At 34.9% G+C, this 18,036-nt stretch carries 16 protein-coding genes and 1 pseudogene; 11 read left to right on the forward strand and 6 right to left on the reverse strand.

The features are described from left to right. Positions 1 to 154: 154 nt before the first annotated feature. Together HOG71_10715 and HOG71_10720 are read left to right on the forward strand one after the other, a co-directional pair. Positions 155 to 574, forward strand: coding sequence for a hypothetical protein (locus tag HOG71_10715; GenBank protein ID MBT5991309.1), 420 nt, complete (start codon positions 155 to 157; stop codon positions 572 to 574). A gap of 195 nt (positions 575 to 769) precedes the next feature. Further along, positions 770 to 1,069 (forward strand): hypothetical protein, encoded by a 300-nt coding sequence (locus tag HOG71_10720; protein MBT5991310.1) that lies wholly within the window; start codon positions 770 to 772, stop codon positions 1,067 to 1,069. A 58-nt stretch (positions 1,070 to 1,127) separates the two neighbouring features. On the opposite strand, the gene HOG71_10725 is transcribed toward HOG71_10720, so the two are convergent. Beyond that, positions 1,128 to 2,801 (reverse strand): GMC family oxidoreductase, encoded by a 1,674-nt coding sequence (locus HOG71_10725; protein ID MBT5991311.1) that lies wholly within the window; start codon positions 2,799 to 2,801, stop codon positions 1,128 to 1,130. Beyond that, positions 2,794 to 3,342: a hypothetical protein gene (locus tag HOG71_10730; protein MBT5991312.1), complete on the reverse strand. Its 549-nt coding sequence runs from the start codon at positions 3,340 to 3,342 to the stop codon at positions 2,794 to 2,796. The genes HOG71_10725 and HOG71_10730 overlap by 8 nt, the downstream gene beginning before the upstream one ends. 155 nt (positions 3,343 to 3,497) lie before the next feature. On the opposite strand from HOG71_10730, the gene HOG71_10735 reads away from it, so the two are divergent. From HOG71_10735 to HOG71_10750, 4 genes are all read left to right on the forward strand, one after another. Beyond that, positions 3,498 to 4,721 (forward strand): citrate lyase ACP, encoded by a 1,224-nt coding sequence (locus HOG71_10735; protein ID MBT5991313.1) that lies wholly within the window; start codon positions 3,498 to 3,500, stop codon positions 4,719 to 4,721. 11 nt (positions 4,722 to 4,732) lie between these two features. Beyond that, positions 4,733 to 6,283, forward strand: a complete 1,551-nt coding sequence (gene citF, locus HOG71_10740; protein ID MBT5991314.1) for a citrate lyase subunit alpha — start codon at positions 4,733 to 4,735, stop codon at positions 6,281 to 6,283. Positions 6,284 to 6,339: 56 nt separating this feature from the next. Beyond that, positions 6,340 to 6,921 (forward strand): ABC transporter ATP-binding protein, encoded by a 582-nt coding sequence (locus HOG71_10745; GenBank protein ID MBT5991315.1) that lies wholly within the window; start codon positions 6,340 to 6,342, stop codon positions 6,919 to 6,921. An 89-nt stretch (positions 6,922 to 7,010) separates the two neighbouring features. After that, entirely contained in the window at positions 7,011 to 7,799 is a 789-nt protein-coding gene (locus tag HOG71_10750) for an ABC transporter permease (GenBank protein ID MBT5991316.1), read from the forward strand. Positions 7,800 to 8,583: 784 nt separating this feature from the next. Here HOG71_10750 and HOG71_10755 read toward each other — a convergent pair. Beyond that, positions 8,584 to 10,044 carry an aminoacyl-histidine dipeptidase gene (locus HOG71_10755; protein MBT5991317.1) on the reverse strand — a complete coding sequence of 487 codons (1,461 nt, stop codon included), beginning with the start codon at positions 10,042 to 10,044 and terminating at the stop codon, positions 8,584 to 8,586. A gap of 220 nt (positions 10,045 to 10,264) precedes the next feature. Here HOG71_10755 and ychF point away from each other — a divergent pair, with 220 nt between their 5' ends. From ychF to HOG71_10780, 5 genes and pseudogenes are all read left to right on the forward strand, one after another. Continuing rightward, positions 10,265 to 11,359, forward strand: a complete 1,095-nt coding sequence (ychF, locus tag HOG71_10760; GenBank protein ID MBT5991318.1) for a redox-regulated ATPase YchF — start codon at positions 10,265 to 10,267, stop codon at positions 11,357 to 11,359. Positions 11,360 to 11,406: 47 nt separating this feature from the next. Continuing rightward, positions 11,407 to 11,764 (forward strand): annotated as a pseudogene (locus HOG71_10765) (four helix bundle protein). A 29-nt stretch (positions 11,765 to 11,793) separates the two neighbouring features. Continuing rightward, positions 11,794 to 13,335, forward strand: coding sequence for a glycine--tRNA ligase (locus HOG71_10770; GenBank protein ID MBT5991319.1), 1,542 nt, complete (start codon positions 11,794 to 11,796; stop codon positions 13,333 to 13,335). Between the two features lie 76 nt (positions 13,336 to 13,411). Further along, a complete protein-coding gene (locus HOG71_10775; protein MBT5991320.1) occupies positions 13,412 to 14,899 on the forward strand; it encodes a hypothetical protein in 1,488 nt (495 codons plus the stop codon). 81 nt (positions 14,900 to 14,980) lie between these two features. Further along, positions 14,981 to 15,220: a hypothetical protein gene (locus HOG71_10780; protein ID MBT5991321.1), complete on the forward strand. Its 240-nt coding sequence runs from the start codon at positions 14,981 to 14,983 to the stop codon at positions 15,218 to 15,220. On the opposite strand, the gene rfbA is transcribed toward HOG71_10780, so the two are convergent. The 3 genes from rfbA to rfbB form a co-directional block, all read right to left on the reverse strand. After that, positions 15,221 to 16,111, reverse strand: coding sequence for a glucose-1-phosphate thymidylyltransferase RfbA (rfbA, locus tag HOG71_10785; GenBank protein ID MBT5991322.1), 891 nt, complete (start codon positions 16,109 to 16,111; stop codon positions 15,221 to 15,223). Positions 16,112 to 16,548: 437 nt separating this feature from the next. Next, a complete protein-coding gene (locus HOG71_10790) occupies positions 16,549 to 16,947 on the reverse strand; it encodes a GxxExxY protein (protein MBT5991323.1) in 399 nt (132 codons plus the stop codon). Between the two features lie 33 nt (positions 16,948 to 16,980). Further along, positions 16,981 to 18,030: a dTDP-glucose 4,6-dehydratase gene (gene rfbB / locus HOG71_10795; GenBank protein ID MBT5991324.1), complete on the reverse strand. Its 1,050-nt coding sequence runs from the start codon at positions 18,028 to 18,030 to the stop codon at positions 16,981 to 16,983. Positions 18,031 to 18,036: the final 6 nt, after the last annotated feature.

Below are 18,036 nucleotides of genomic sequence, written 5' to 3' on the forward strand. Positions count from 1 at the left end.
TTTCCACTTTCATTTGTCTTTATTCCTTACATCAAAACTGCTGTAATTCTTAGCAGTCAAAAAACATTTTGCAAATTTTATAATCTAAATATTTGGTTATCTAAAATGTATATTGTATATTGTAATAACATTTGAAAATCAAAAAAACAATGCTATGGAAATGAATTACTTATGTCCGCATTGCAGGGCACAGCTCAAAATCGATAATGAGCTAATTCTCACCATTAAATCTCACAAAACTAAACACAATGGACTTTTAATTTTAGACCCGCAGGTAGGTAATTATTCGCTGCGTTATCACGAAACCATTGATTTTGAGAAAGGGGAGGAATTCGATATTTATTGTCCTATCTGTTTTAAAGAATTGAAAGCAAAAAAGGTAAATCCGAAGCTTCTTTATCTGATTATGCAAAATAAGCAAGGAGAGGAATTTGAAATATATTTTTCAAGAATATTTGGAGAGCATTCAACTTTTGTTTTAAGTCATGATAATATAATTGAAAGGAAAGGAGAAGATGCATCAACTTACTACAATTATTTCTCAGCTAGACTAAAACAAGCTATCAATTCATAACATATTTTGATTTTTTTAGCCCAAATAACATCATAAGGACTTAATAATCTGGTGTTTATTAAGAACAATCAACAATATTCAAAGCTGATTCACACTAATTAGAATATACTTCTATTAAGATTATTTCTAAATTACTTTGAATTTCTTTTAAACATCTCTATATTCGCATAAATAAATAATCCTAAATAATTCATTATGAAAAAACAATTCAGAAATCTATTCGCATTCCTTGCAGTTTTTGCAATGGTTGCATTTACTACTTCTATAATGACATCTTGCGATAATGCAGATGAAGATGCTACTGAAGAAACAATAGAAGACGCTGACGCAGAAGCTGATGTTGAAGCAGTTGCTGAAGAAGAAGCCAAATGTGGTGAAGGTAAATGCGGAGAAGGCAAATGTGGAGAAGGTGATGCTGATGTAGCTCCAGAAGGTGAAGTTACTGAAGAAGCAGAAGCCAAGTGTGGTGAAGGTAAATGTGGAGAAGGCGAATAAAAATTCTTAATCCAGAATAATAAAAACTGAGCTAGTTCTCAGTTTTTTTTTGCTCTCTTCACAGGCTGGATTTAATAATATCAGCTACTCTAAATGAATTTGCATAAATTGTCCATGTATACGTTACACTACCTCCTGTTGGCATAAAGCTGCCATCTGTTACAAATACGTTTTCAGCATCATGTAGCTGACAATTTTTGTTCAAAACCGAAAATTTCGGATTATCTCCAAACCTACACCCTCCTGCCATTAAGTTCGGTGGTGGAGAACCACTGATGCTGGAAGTAATATTCCGAGCACCCATCTCTTTTAAAAGTAACTCACTTTTTTCTGCCAGATATTTTCCAACTTTAATATCATGTTCATGATTTCCAATCCGAACTTTTGCCACTGGCAACCCCCATTTATCCTTCACTTTTGGATCAAGTGATACAAAACAATCATCAGTCGGCAGCCAATCATTGAATACTTCAAACTGCAATTGCTTCATTTCATTAAAACGAAACTCGAGTTTATCTTTCAATTCCTGACCCCATACTAATTTACCCTGATCTCCATACTTAAGTTTATTTGCTTTTCGAATTGGATTAGGATGCTCATGTAAAAAATCTACGGTTCCACCCTTTATCCGGCCTAATTTTGGATCATCAATTACATACCAATCCTGCAAAGCTCTGTTCACAAATGGCCCTCGTGTTTGTAACTCTTTAACCTGTGATTCAGTAAAATCCTTGAAATAAAAATCACCTCTGCCAATTCCTCCTGCCGAAAAGATAAGATTCTTCCCAACTTGTCCTGAATTATTTCCCAAACCATTTTTGTGCTTTGGCCCTACAGACATGAGCAATAGTCTACTCGATTCTATTGCTTGACAAGCTACCACAAACGCTTTCGCATGTACTTTTTGAACAATTCCCTCTTTATCAAAATATTCAAGTTCTGTTACTTTTCCACTAGAATCTGAAACAAGTTTGTAGGCCATTGAGTGAGGTCTGATTTCACAATTTCCTGTTCTAAATGCCACATCCAAGAGTGCAGCACGTGAACTTCCTTTTGCTCCTGAATTACATCCATAACTACCACAAAACACAGAATAATAACAAGCGTTTCGCTGATTATGTGCTTTCGTTAAAATGGCTCTTGGCATAGGGAATGGATGATAACCCAATCTTTTAGACGACTCATCAATCCAATTAGCAAAAGGATGATCTATCATTGAAGGAAATGGAAAGTCTTTGGTTGAGCGTGGCTCCTGTGAAGGATGATTAACTACTTTACCAGAAATCCCAACAATTTCTTCAACCTTAGCAAAATAAGGCTCCATTTCTTCATAGGAAACTGGCCAATCTACCACATTTGCACCTTCAATTGCACCAAATTCAGAAAGCAGCTTGAAATCAACAGGTTTCATCCGATGAAAATAGCCACTCATAAAATTGGAGGAACCTCCTACAATATTCCCATTCCAAAAACTTCCACCTGATATTGCATTTGATTCTGCTTTCCACTTTCCTTTAATAAAATCTTCAATTACGTGAGGTTCATCTTCTAATTTAGGCACATAATGGTCTCTTCTACATGTTCCTATCTCATCTTTAGAAAAATCCTGTTCATTATACCAGCCCCCTTTCTCGATAACAACAACACTTTTACCAGTCATTGCCATTTCATAAGCAATAGGTCCTGCTCCTGCCCCACTTCCAATTATGCAAACATCAAAGTATTTACTCATTGGGCTTGTATTTATTCATTAAACTTGGTCTCGGATTTCCGGGAATATGATGAAGCCATTTCCAGCCTTTTTGATCATCGTTTATTTGATAAATAGGATCACCCAGCATTGCTTCAAAAGTGTATGTCAATAGCAAAGACAAAAACTTCTTTCCCTTTTTAAACGTTTCCATTTCTCGCAATACTTCCTCAATGTTCATATTTTGCAGTTCTCTACACTCTTTATCAAAAAGCCTTTTAGATACATCATCAGCCCATCGAATACCATTCTTTATGGTTTGCTTTTGAGATGATTTTATTGTATTGTCTGTCAAGACAGATTTGATATGAGTTAATGCTGAAATAGAATTGGCTCCAGGAGAATTTTCATTTTCAGGTAACAATAGATTTAATATCCGATTCAAAGTCAATAATTCTTCATCAGAAAGATTATAATTTCCGAGATGAAGTATCCGTTTACAAGCGGAAATTGGCAACTGTATAATAACAGCTAACAAACTGATATAATAAACAAAACGCCTTCTGCTAATACTATGGTTCACCTAAAAAAATTGAATTCAAACTCCCACGAATTTAATTCTTATCAAAGTGATATTTAAGCATTTTAAGTTTTTTCTCTTTATCATATCTCAATTCATTTGTATTTGATAATTTGGCCTAGTATTCAACTACGTTTTAAATCGTTTAAAATATTATAATGAGTCAATTAAAGGTTTGCTCAGGCAATAAAGGAGATGATGTTAAGTCAGATTGTTATGTTGAAATAGAACTTACACAATCAGGAGGACTTCAAATTGAGCTTAAAAGCAAAGTTGATGTGCTATATGGAGATTCAATATTATCTCTAGCCAATTCTGTACTTGCTCATTTTGAGATTGAAAATGCAATCGTATATATTGAAGATAAAGGAGCTCTTGAATTTGTAATAGCAGCTCGATTAGAAGCGGCCATCCAAAAACTTAAAAAGCAGGATAAAGAATATCTACTTGATATAATTGAACCTAATATTTATCAAACTGAAAAAGATCAGATACGCTTTTCAAGATTATACTTGCCAGGCAATACTCCTAAATTATTTATAAATGCCGGAATTCATAAAGCGCATGGAATTATTCTGGATTTGGAAGATTCCGTTGCTCCGGATAAAAAACATGATGCGCGTTATCTGGTAAGAAATGCCTTACGCTCATGCAATTTTTATGGCGTGGAACGAATGGTGCGTATCAACCAGATTCCGACTGGACTTGAAGATCTAGATTTCATTATTCCTCATAATGTAAACCTGATTCTGATTCCAAAAGTGGAAAGTGCAGAACAAATACAACAAGTTGATGAGAGGATAGCTCAAATCAAACAAGAAAAAGGAATTGATTACCCTATTTGGTATATGCCAATTATTGAAAGTGCTTTAGGTGTTATTAAGGCTTATGAAATTGCTACAGCATCAGATAATATTGTTTCGCTTGCTATTGGTCTAGAAGATTATACGGCTGATCTAGGAGCAAAAAGAACCTTGGAAGCAAACGAATCATTTTATGCCAGATCAGTTTTAGTAAATGCAGCAAAAGCAGCAGGTATTCAAGCGATCGACTCTGTATTTTCAGATGTTGATGACATGGAATCATTAAAACAGAATATTCTAAAATCAAAAGGATTAGGATTTGAAGGAATGGGCTGTATCCATCCTAGACAAATTCCTGTGATACATGAATTTTATGCTCCTGATCAGGATGAACTTGAAAAAGCCATGAAAATAGTATTAGCATTTGATGATGCTACTGCAAAAGGTTTAGGAGTGGTTTCTTTAGGTTCAAAAATGATTGATCCTCCTGTGGTAAAAAGAGCTCTCAAATTAATTGAAACAGCAATTTTACTGGGAAAATTAGATAAAAACTGGAAAGAATCTGATAATAGTATTTAAAGAACAACATCATGAAACTCGTTAAAAATGCCATTGGAAGATTAGTTCCAGTCGAAATAAATGGTAAAAAGCAAATTCCTTTTCAGGGAGTTGGAAAGTACAAACCTGAAGGCTTCAAAGCACAACTTCCTATCAGAAGCGTTGCCGATTATCCAGCAGATGGAGATAAACGTCAGCCAAGTTTAAAAGATGCATTAGTTAAATCTGGATTAAAGGATGGAATGGTTATTTCCACGCATCATCATTTCAGGAATGGTGATATCATTGCCAATCAGGTATTTGATATTGCTGCTGAAATGGGTCTCAAAGATTTAGTTTGGGTTCCTTCGGCATCATTCCCTTGCCATGCTCATTTAATCCAATATTTAGAATCAGGTGTTATTCACCATATCGAAGGTAGTATGAATGGTCCTCTGGGTCGATTTACCTCAGAAGGTAAAATGAAGGGTACAGGAATCCTTCGTTCGCATGGAGGACGATATCAGGCTATTCAAGACGGAGATGTTCATATTGATATTGCTGTTATTGCAGCTCCTACTGCTGATCCATTTGGCAATGCCAATGGTGTAAATGGTTCTTCTGCCTGTGGATTGTTGGGTTTTGCTCTTGCAGACTCCCAATATGCCGACAAAGTTATTGTGGTAACTGATAATATGGTTCCATTCCCCTGTATTCCATGGCAAATTCAGGGAAACAATGTCGACTATACAGTGGAAGTTGACCAAGTTGGAATACCTGAAAAAATCGTATCCGGAACAACGGAAATCACAAAAAGTCCTGACCGTCTTTTCTTAGCTGAATTGACCGCAAAGTTTTGTGACAAAGCAGGATTGATTAAAGATGGATTTTCTTTCCAGGCTGGTGCTGGTGGTACAGCTTTATCCATCGGGAACTTTTTTGGAGACATTATGCGTGAGCGAGGCATAAAAGCTCGTTTTGCTCGTGGTGGTTCCAATAAATACCTCGTTCAAATGTTAGAGGAAGGCTTGATAGATTACATCCTTGATGGACAAACCTTTGATTTGGAAGGCGTTCGTTCTATGCGTGAAAATCCAAATCATACAGATACCAGTCCATTCACATCCTATAATTATCATGGAAAAGGAAACTTCAATACCTTAGTAGATATTGTTATTTTGGGAGCAACAGAAGTTGATCTGGATTTTAATGCTAATGTGGTAACTCATTCCGATGGAGTACTTCTTCACGGAATTGGAGGTTGGCAAAATTGTTTATTATCAAAAACTGTTGTTTTGCCTATTCCACTTTTTAGAGATAGAATTCCTGTTATTCGTGATGAAGTGACTACGGTGTGTGGACCAGGTGAATTGATTGATGTGATTGTTACTGAAAGAGGAATTGCTATCAATCCACTGCGAAAAGATTTGATTGAAGCAACAAAAGATTCTGGTTTACCCATAAAAACAATTAAAGAATTGAAAAAAGAAGCTGAAGATATTTGTGGAGTTCCAGCCAAAATTGAGTTTGAGGAAGAAGTTGTGGCAGCCATAAAATGGGTTGATGGAACTATCATTGACGCTGTTAGAAAAATTAAGAAATAAGCAAAGTGCCTTATTTGGAGCTACAAAATATTAGCCTGGGATTTAAAGATCAAACATTGTTTGAAAACTTAAATCTATCCATTAATAAAGGGGAAAAGCTTGTTATTAGTGGACCATCTGGAATTGGAAAATCCAGCTTACTCAAACTTATTTTAGGTTTTATCCCTGAGTTTAAGGGGCAAATAAAATTTAATGATGAAACTATTTCAACCCAAAACATTTGGAAACTCAGGAGAAGCATTGGTTATATTTCTCAGGACAGCGATATAGGAGAAGGAAAAGTAAGTCAATTAATTGAGGATATTTTCGCTTTGAAAGCTAACATCAAGCAGAAACCAAAAGAAAGCAGAATTACGAAACTGTTACATGACTTTAGGTTAGATGAATCTACCCTAAACAAGGATTTTGAAGAATTATCAGGTGGGGAAAAGAAAAGGGTTGTTATTATTATTTCTATTTTATTGGATCGAGATTTTTTCTTTCTGGATGAAATTACAGCTGGTTTAGATGCAGAAGCACAGGAAACTGTTATTGACTATTTTATTCAAAGCACGCACACTGCCATTATAATTAGTCATGACAAGGAATGGTTGAATCGAAATGGAGTAAAAGAGTTTAGATTAAAAAGTAATAAGTGAACTAAAGTTAAAAGTGCCTAGAGTTAAAAAAATGATATACTACAAACTTTAGGCATTTTAGGCACTCCAAACTTTAGGCATTAATTAGAATGAAAACAGTAGATATAAATACACTTCCCCTGATTATAGGCTTTGCCTTGATCATAATTCCTATTGTCTTTTCGTGGTGGTTTAAAATCGGAATTATCAAACGCACATTGATTGCTTCTTTCCGAATGGGCATTCAATTGATACTTGTGGGATTGTTCCTTGAATATTTATTCGAATTAAATAATTCATTAATAAATATAGCTTGGCTAATGTTCATGATTCTGGTAGCTTCAGTTTCTATGATTCGCAATTCTGATTTAAAGTACAAAGTTTTGCTCTTCCCAAGTTTTATGAGTTTAGCTATTACAACGCTATCTATTGTTTTCTTTTTCAATATTGTCATCCTAAATCTTGAAAATATTTTTGATGCTAAATACCTTATTGCGATTGGTGGAATGATACTCGGGAACTCTCTGCGGAGTAATATTGTGGGTGTTAGTAGTTTTTATAAAAGTATTAAGCGTAACGAGAATAGATACCTGTACCAACTTTCACTGGGAGCAACCAGACTGGAAGCTATCCTTCCCTTTTTCCGTGAAGGTTTTAAAAGCGCGGTTAATCCATTTATTGCAGGCATGGCAACCTTTGGGATTGTGTCTATTCCGGGTATGATGACTGGACAAATACTTGGAGGTTCAAGTCCAATGCTGGCTGTAAAATATCAAATAACAATCGTTATAGCCATATTTGTTGTTACAACAGTTTCTGTTATCCTAACAATACTTTTCACCGCACGTAGCAGCTTTAATGGGTATGGGGTATTGAATAAGGAGATATTTAAAAACTAATGTAGGTCCGATTTGCAATCGGACTAGCTCAATGCTTTTTTCTATTCAATCCTTAGTCCCCAACGCTCAAAAGGCCTGCGCTACAGACTAAGAATAACTCATTCAAACCTTACAGGTGGTCTTGCTCCTGTTAGGTTAAACAACTGAATAAACAACAAACTTTTGGCAAAAGACTTTCTCCTTTCGACCTATCAGGTTTTATTCAACCAGATAGGACTGATTCTTTTCAGGATCAGTCTTAGCGCGACTTGAAGTTGGCCTACGACTAAAATCACTTACAAGACAATAATTTTCGAGTGATTAATGTAGGACCGAATTATGTTCGGTCAAATATGAAGAAAAAAGTCCGATTTCAAATCGGACCTACGTTCGTGCAATCCAAAAATCTTGTTTTGTAGTTCACTTGTAAATGAAACCGGTGAGGTTTGATCCATATGTCGTAGTACGACTTTAAGTCAGCCTACGACTAAAGAACAGTTATCATCCTCAAATAATGCTCCTCCCCATCAATGATTTAATAAGAAATACACTTAACCTAACAGGTGGCCTTGCTCCTGTTAGGTTGAACAACTGAATAAACAATAAACTTTTGGCAAAAGACTTTCTCCTTTCGACCTATCAGGTTTTGTTCAACCAGATAGGTCTGGTCAATTTCAAAACTCATGGTTTCGTTTGCTATGATATATAAAACCTGCCAGTCTTAGATCAACTATTGTAGGTCCGATTTTCAATCGGACAAAGACCGAATACCAGCCTGACTTCTGGCAGGAAATTCGGTCCTACACTATCTTATAGGAATATTCTTCAACATATCTAGAAGCAACTCCCAAAAATCAATCGTTGTTTGAATATTGATTCTCTCCTCTGGAGTATGTGCTCCTTTAATATCTGGTCCAATAGAAACCATATCAATACCGGGATATTTCACACCAATAAGTCCACATTCCAGACCTGCATGTATGGCTTTCACTTCTGGATCTGAATTAAATAGGCGTTTATAAGAAGCTTCACTAATTCTGACTATTTCAGAATCCGGATTGGGTTCCCAACCCGGATAGCCATCTGAGGAAATCACTTTTGCGCCTGCTAACTTAAAAACAGATTGCACAGTATGTACCATATCATCCAGCTTTGACTGGATTGAACTTCGCTGACTCGTTCCAATTAATACTTTATCTCCTTCTGTTTTAATCGTGGCTAAATTCGTTGACGTTTCAACTAAATTATCTAATGTTTGACTCCAAGCCTGCTCTCCATGAGGACATGCAGCAATGGCCATACTGAGTTTAGCCTGAGTGGTAAGATCAATAATAAACTCTGGTTTCTCCGTTTTCTCCACTTCGATTTTTAAATCGGGAGCTGTTACACAAAGTTCATTTCTTAGGTTTTTGTTGAATATTTTAACAAAATCTTCAAAATCAGCAGCATGTTTTTCATTTACTAAAAGAGTTGCAAATGCTTCACGTGGAATTGCATTTCTCGCATTACCACCATTTATATCTGCAACAAAAACACTATATTTTTCTCTTGTTTCGAGTATAAAACGATTAACAATTTTGATTGAATTTCCTAAACCATTATGGATCTCATCTCCTGAATGTCCTCCTTGTAATCCAGTTACTGCAATACGGTAAAAGGACATGGCGCAAGGAACAGGATATTTTGTGAATGTAAATTCGGCTTTAGTATCCCTACCTCCAGCACATCCAATGAAGATTTCACCCCAATCTTCTGAATCCAAATTAATTAAAGTTTTTGCTTCAAAAAAACCAGGCTGTAATCCGAATGCTCCTGTTAAACCAGTCTCTTCATCTACAGTAAATAAGCACTCAATTGGTCCATGAGGAATGTCATCTGCAACAAGGATTGCCATTTGAGCTGCAATGCCAATTCCATCATCTGCACCAAGAGTTGTTCCTGTTGCATAAACTAACTCACCATCAATCCGAGGAAGGATAGCATCCTTTTCAAAATCATGTTTTGTATCTGAATTCTTCTCACCCACCATATCCAGATGCGATTGTAGAACAACTGTTTTCCTATTTTCAAAACCCTTTGTTGCTGGTTTCGAAATCAAAACATTGTTGAGGTCATCTGTTTTGTACTCAAGCTTTTGCGCCTTAGCAAAGTCTACTAAATAGGCTATTATTTTTTCCTCTTTTTTGGATGGACGAGGGATTTTACAGATTTCTTCAAAATATTTCCAAACTGATTTTGGCTCGAGATGTCCTAATACACTTGTCATAGTTATTGTATTGAAATATTACTGATTCCTTTGAATAAATTTAGCAGCCAGCAATAATTAGTTGATTTAAATTATACCTCACGAATGTAAAAATTTATAAGGAGATTAATTCGACAAATTAATCTTTTTTACTCTCCGTTTTTTTAAGTTTATTTCCAAATAAAACCAAGCATATGCCAATAGGATAGCTTAAATTTGCACTTTCTAAAAAAATGGATTTATGGTATTACCTTGTGGAATAGTTGGATTGCCAAATGTGGGAAAATCCTCATTATTTAAGGCCTTAACCGGGAATGAAACGGCAATTGAAAATTTCCCCTATACAACAACCGAATCAAATATTGGTGTGGTAGATGTTCCTGATAGCAGATTGAGCAAGTTGAGCGAAATGGAACAGCCACACAAAACAACACCCAATACAGTTGAGTTTATTGATATTGCAGGTTTAGCAAAAGGAGCAAGTCAAGGCGAAGGTTTGGGAAATGGATTCTTAGATTCCATTCGTCATAGCGATGCAATTATTCATGTCATTCGCTGTTTTGATAATGACAATATAGTTCACATTAACACATCTGTAAATCCTGTTAGAGATAAGGAAGAACTTGATTTTGAATTACAGTTAAAAGATCTCGAGACTGCTGTAAAATCAATTGAACGTAATAGAAAAGCAGCCAAGGGAGGTGATAAAAAAATAGCCCAATTAATTCAGCTATTGGAGAAAGTCAAAGAGCATTTGGATGAAGGAGGATTTGTTAGAGAAATGAAATTCACTCCTGAAGAATGGAAAATGCTGAAGAATTATTCATTTTTGACAGGGAAAAAAATTCTGTATGTAGCCAATGTTGATGATGCCGGATTAAATGGGAATAAGCATGTTGATGCATTGAAAGAGTCAATTGCAGAGGAAAATGCCGAAATTGTTATTTTAAACGCAAAGCTGGAAGCAGAAATAGCTGAAATTGAAGATGACGAGGAGCGAAACGAATTCATGGAGATGTATGAATTGAAAGAACCTGGAGTAAATGTATTAATTCATTCTGCTTATCATTTACTGGACCTGATCACATTTTTCACTGTTGGTAAAAAGGAAGTACGAGCTTGGGCCACACCTAAAAACAGCACAGCACCTCAAGCTGCCGGTGCCATTCACTCAGATTTTGAGAGAGGCTTTATTCGTGCTGAAATGATAAAATTTACAGATTATGTGGAGTTAAAAACAGAGCAAGCTTGTAAAGACGCAGCCAAATTTCATGTAGTCGGCAAAGATTATATTGTGCAGGATGGGGATCAGTTGCATTTTTTGTTTAACGTATAATACTGGTATCTAGTTGCTGGCTGCTGGTAGATCGATAAATTTAAGCTATGAGTTATAAAAATCTTGAAATTTGGAAACTTGCGAAAGAAAACTTAATTCAAATTCATAAAATGACACTGACTGAGCTGCTAAATTTGAAATGTATGAGGAAGGAAGTCAAATTCGCAGATCAAGCAAATCAGTTAGATCCAACATTGTTGAAGGATATAGAAGAAGAAGATACAGAAATGATTATATTAGATTCTTAAACTTTCAATTTCTTCAAATGATGAAACGCTAGATCACTTGGAAACACTATTTGAAACAGGATCATTAACAAATAAAGCAATTTATGAGGATATTCATTCTCGAACTGAGACATTAGGAAAAATGCTGAATAATTTTATTAAAGCAGTTGAGAAGTAATAATAAACCAGTTACTAGAAACAATAATTATGGCAAATCAAGAAGACAATTTAAAAAAAATAATTAGTCACTGTAAAGAATACGGATTCGTTTTTCAATCAAGTGAAATATACGATGGACTAGCTGCAGTTTATGATTATGGACAGCTTGGTGCAGAATTGAAAAATAATATTAAAAGCTATTGGTGGAAGTCAATGGTTCAGTTAAACAAAAATATTGTTGGAATTGATTCAGCCATTTTTATGCATCCAAAAGTCTGGAAAGCTTCCGGACATGTGGACGGCTTTAGTGATCCTTTAATTGACAATAAAGATTCAAAAAAACGCTATAGAGCTGATGAAATAATTGAAGGTCAGATTGATAAGTTTGAACAAAAGATCAATAAAGAAGTTGATAAAGCAGCAAAACGCTTTGGAGAATCATTTGATGAATCTCAATTCAGGGAAACAAATCCTCGTGTTTTAGCAAATCAGGAAAAGATAGATGCAATTAGAAATCGTTTTGTGAAAGCTTTGGAGGAGAATAATCTGGATGAGTTGAAACAAATTATTATTGATCAGGAAATAGCTTGCCCTGTTTCAGGAACAAGAAACTGGACAGATGTGCGCCAGTTTAACCTGATGTTTTCTACTCAAATGGGAGCTGCAGCTGATGGTGCAAGTGAATTGTATCTAAGACCTGAAACAGCTCAAGGAATATTTGTTAATTACCTGAATGTACAGAAATCAGGTAGAATGAAAATTCCTTTTGGAATAGCACAGATTGGAAAAGCCTTCCGCAATGAAATTGTCGCTCGCCAGTTTATTATTCGTATGCGCGAATTTGAACAAATGGAAATGCAATTTTTTGTTCGTCCCGGAGAAGAAATGAAATGGTTTGAGTATTGGAAAGAAGCAAGACTTAAGTGGCACAAAGCCCTTGGTATGCCTGAGGAAAACTATAGAATACATACACACGATAAACTAGCACATTATGCGAACGCAGCTGTAGATATTGAATACAAATATCCCTTTGGATTTAAAGAATTAGAAGGGATTCATTCTAGAACTAATTTTGATCTTAGTCAGCATGAAGAGTTCTCCGGTAAAAAACTACAATATTTCGACAATGAATTAGAAGAAAGTTATGTTCCCTTTGTAGTTGAAACTTCTATTGGATTGGACCGGATGTTTCTAAGCATTTTATCTCATGCATTTACTGAAGAAAAGCTTGAAGATGGCTCAGAACGAACCGTTCTGAAAATTCCTGCTGCACTCGCCCCTTATAAAGTGGCCATTCTTCCTTTAGTTAAGAAAGATGGAATGGATGAAAAAGCAATTGAGATTTACAACGAGCTTAAATTCCATTTCAATTGTCAATACGATGAAAAAGATAGTATTGGTAAGCGGTACAGAAGGCAAGATGCTATTGGAACTCCATATGCTATAACTGTTGACGGACAAAGTTTGGAAGACAATACGGTTACCGTTCGCTATCGAGATACGATGGCACAAAAACGTGTTTCGGTTAATGAACTCTTAGTTGAAATAAGCAAAGAAGTTGCTATTGAGAATGTGTTGAAAGCGCTTTAGAGATTCTTTAGAATTTATACTGTTGTTGGCTTATAATTTGTGGTATTTATGCCATCCAAGTTAAAAAGCTAATAAAATGAAGAAACTATTCTTTGTATTGCTTCTTTCAGTATTCACTTTTCAATCATTTAGTCAATTAGAAACCAAAATTGGAGCTGAAGTTGGTTTACAAGCCTACTTTTACACTCTATATGATGAAGGTGATTTGCTATGGAATCCACCAATTCCCGGAGCAATGTTTTCCTTTAAAATTGCTCAGGAAATAAAAAAGAGTTTTGAGATAGAAACAGGATTTTCACGTTTTACATATTATGGTGGTCCGAATACAAGGGATGGGTATTTTCATATTATGGCCAGTAATACTTTGATTTGTTACCAAATACCTTTTCGATTTAAATATACATTTCCCCTTATAAAAGACAAATTATTTTTCACTCCTCATATTGGTTTTAGCTTCAATATTAATGATGATTTTCTTAGCGAGAGCTCTGGCACGACTATAAGAAATTCTCCACTTGATACACTAAAAATAACTCATCAGGATCTGACCGGATTCAGAAAATTATTTTTCATGCAAGAAACTGGACTCTCGTTAAAATTAAAGCTTAAATCAGATGTTCGACTAACCAGTTCTATTAACTATCAAAGTGGCTTTTTCAAACTGATAGAAACTAACATTGTTTATTCGACTAATAGTGGACCTGAGAAACAAGCGTCATTAATTTCAAATGGAAATAATTTAAAGCTACTATTTGGGTTAGAGTATCCGCTGAGTAATATATGGCAGAAATCATCCTACAGAAAAGAGACGAAGAATGAACGAATAAAAAGTGTAAAGGAATCAAATAACAAACGATTTTACATAGGGTTTGGTGCAGGTGCCTTGTGGCGTTATTATTCTTCAATCCCCAGCAAAGATGTTATAACATCAAGAAATGGACGCTATGCTTTCCCAAGTTTTAATTATGCCGATTTCACAATAGGAATAAATTTTGGGGTCAAACTACATGAGAATATTGGACTACAAACTGGCATTTCTACTCAGAACTTCTGGAATCGGTATTATATCATGGATGAAGATGATGTAATTTATGGTGGGGGAACAAGGTTTGGAGAATCAAACCTATTCAAAATCCCTCTTCTATTTGAATATCATTATCAATTGCCATCCGTTTTGAACCGTTTCACCATTATTCCATCATTGGGCATGAACTTACTTCATTCAAGAATAACGGGAGATTATGAATCTTTTAGTGGCAATGTAGTCATATATAATTTAGCATATCCAAATGATTCACTATACAGGGAAATCACATTCGCCAGACCCAATAAAAATATAATAACACTCACAACTGGTATTGAAATTGATTTTTATATTTTAAAAAATCTCATTTTATATTTGAAAGGAGAATATACATTAGGAACAGGAAGTGTATTAAACCAAATTGACACATGGGTGTTTTACCAGAACAAGGGTTATTCAGCAATACAACAATTTAGAGGAAAATCTTCGGAATTGATGATGGGATTTAAAGTGCCTTTTGATTTCAAAAAACAGCAGTGATATGAATGATTCTATTGTTCTAAACTTTCTGATTAATAAGAATAATTTTGAGATCATTCTAATCTTTTTAACGTTGAGAATATGAATACAGAAGTAGTTTATATTGTTGCAATTGTGGTAATTGTATATTTAATCTTACAACCGATCAGGACAAAATATGGATTAGAGAAATTAAAACCGCTCATTATTATTCCAGTTGTTATTGCTCCTCTTTTTAACAAAGTCAATTTTCAGGATATATCTAGTGTGGTAAAGGTATTATCCGTTTTGCTAATTGGTTTTGCCATTTGGAAAACGATTAACAATTTTAAAAAGAAATAGTTATTTCTTTAATTTCTTCATCTCTCTTTCCTGCTTGAGCATATTCAACAGATACTGTCCATAACCACTTTTCACAAGGGGTTCAGCAATTGTTTGCAATTGATCTGAATTAATAAACCCCATTTTCCAAGCAATTTCTTCAATGCAGGAAATCTTCATTCCTTGTCTTTCCTGAAGAACTTCAACAAATTGAGAAGCTTGCATGAGTGAGTGGAAAGTTCCAGTATCGAGCCAAGCTGTTCCTCTACTAATCACCTGAACTTTAAGCTTTCCTTTTTCCAAATAAGTTTTATTTACATCGGTAATCTCATACTCTCCTCTTGCTGAAGGTTTAAGATTTTTAGCTATTTCAACCACAGAATTATCATAAAAATACAAACCTGGAACTGCATAATTCGATTTGGGTTGGCTAGGCTTTTCCTCAATACTTAATGCTTTCCTATTTTCATCAAAATCTACAACTCCATATCTTTCAGGATCAGCAACATGATAGGCAAATACAATCCCACCATCCGGATTATTACAAGCTTGTAAGGTTTGAGGCAACTCCTTTCCATAGAAAATATTATCACCAAGAACTAAGCAAACATCATCATCTCCAATGAACTCTTCTCCTAAAACAAATGCTTGTGCCAAGCCATTTGGAATTTCTTGTACTTTGTAAGAGAATTTTAATCCCAAACTACGTCCATCTCCCAGTAATCTTTCAAAATTTGGCAAATCTTCTGGAGTAGAAATTATCAGAATTTCCTGAATTTTTGCCATCATCAAAATAGACAATGGATAATAAATCATCGGCTTATCATAAACAGGCATTAGCTGCTTACTAACTGCTAAAGTTAATGGGTGTAATCGTGTGCCGGCTCCACCGGCTAGTATAATTCCTTTCATAATAAAATGCTTAACCACGGAGGCACAAAGACACGGTTTTTATTTAAGATATCCATTGATTCTCCAATATTCATTTTAACTTTATTGTTTCTTGGTGACTTGGTGTCTTGGTAGTTAGAGCTTAACCACGGAGACACGAAGGCACGGATTTTAATTGATTGAAGATAAATATTGATTCTTCGTAATTCTCCTATTTGATTATTTTAGATTTAACTTTATTTTATTCTCTATATTCTTGTTGACTTGGTATCTTGGTAGTTAGAGCTTAACCACGGAGGCACGAAGGCACGGATTTTAATTGATTGAAGATAAATATTGATTCTTCGTAATTCTCCTATTTAATTATTTAAGATTTAACTTTATTTTATTCTCCATATTCTTGGTGACTTGGTGTCTTGGTGGTTAGAGTTTAACCACGGAGGCACGAAGGCACAGTTTTATTTTTCACTAAAATAACCATTGATTCTCCGTTTTATTCCATTCTTAATTAAATCAACGTTGAAATTGAGAAGAAATCCTAATTTTTTGTTTGCAAGCTTTAGATAACTTATCAGCTGCGCTTCATGAACTGGAAGCATTATTTCAACAGCTTTAAGTTCAATTATAATTTCATCTTCAACTAATATATCAATATAAAAGTCCTTAGAAAGAGTTTCTCCTTTATAAACTACCGGAATTCTCACTTCGGACTCAACTTTTAATCCTCTATTCTTCAACTCTTTTACTAAACAGATGTGATAAACTGATTCTAATAGACCAGCGCCTAACTCCTTATGAACTTCAAAGGCTGCATTGACAACTTTTGTTGCTATTTTATCCAATTCACTTTTGTTCATATTTCTTGGTGTCTTGGTGTCTTGGTGGTAGGCTTACCTCTTCGTATATTGCTCGTTATAATAACTTTTATACGCCCCAGAAGTAACTCTCTCCATCCATTCTTCATTATCCAGATACCAATCTACTGTTTTCTCAAGCCCTTCTTCGAAAGTAATAGATGGTTCCCAACCTAAATCAGTCTCCAGTTTGGTTGGATCAATTGCGTAACGCATATCATGCCCTGCTCTGTCCTTTACATAGGTAATTAACTTTGCTGAGTCGCCACTTTTACGATTCATTTTGCGATCCATAATTTCACACAAAAGATTGACTATATCAATATTCTTCCACTCGTTTTTTCCACCAATATTGTAGGTCTCTCCTACTTTCCCTTGGTGAAATATTGTGTCAATAGCACTTGCATGATCTTCTACCCACAACCAATCTCTAATATTTAAACCTTTCCCATAAACAGGAAGTGGCTTATTATTTTTAATATTGTTGATCATTAATGGTAATAACTTCTCAGGAAACTGAAACGGCCCATAATTATTCGAACAATTCGAAATCTTAACAGGCAAATCATAAGTATGATGATAGGCTCTCACCAAATGATCTGAGCTTGCTTTTGAAGCAGAATATGGAGATCGAGGATCATAAGCTGTACTTTCTACAAAATACCCACTGTCTCCCAGACTTCCGTACACTTCATCAGTAGAAACATGATAAAAGATATGATCAGATTCATCTTCCCAAAAAACTTTCGCTGCATTTAATAAATTGAAAGTACCAACTATATTGGTTTCAATGAACTCATTTGGTTTCAATATAGATCGATCCACATGGGACTCAGCAGCTAAGTGAATGACTCCATAAAAATAATGTTGCTCAAATAATTCGTTTACAAAAACTGAATCAACAATATCGCCTTTAATAAATGCATAATTTGGCTTATTCTGTACATCTTTCAGATTTTCCAGATTTCCAGCATAAGTAAGCTTATCAAGATTACAAATTTGATAGTCTGGATATTTATTGACAAAAAGCTTAATTAAATGAGAGCCAATAAAACCTGCTCCTCCGGTTACTAATATCTTCTTCATTATTAT

It is taken from the genome of Bacteroidota bacterium (assembly GCA_018698135.1).
GTDB lineage: Bacteria > Bacteroidota > Bacteroidia > CAILMK01 > JAAYUY01 > JABINZ01.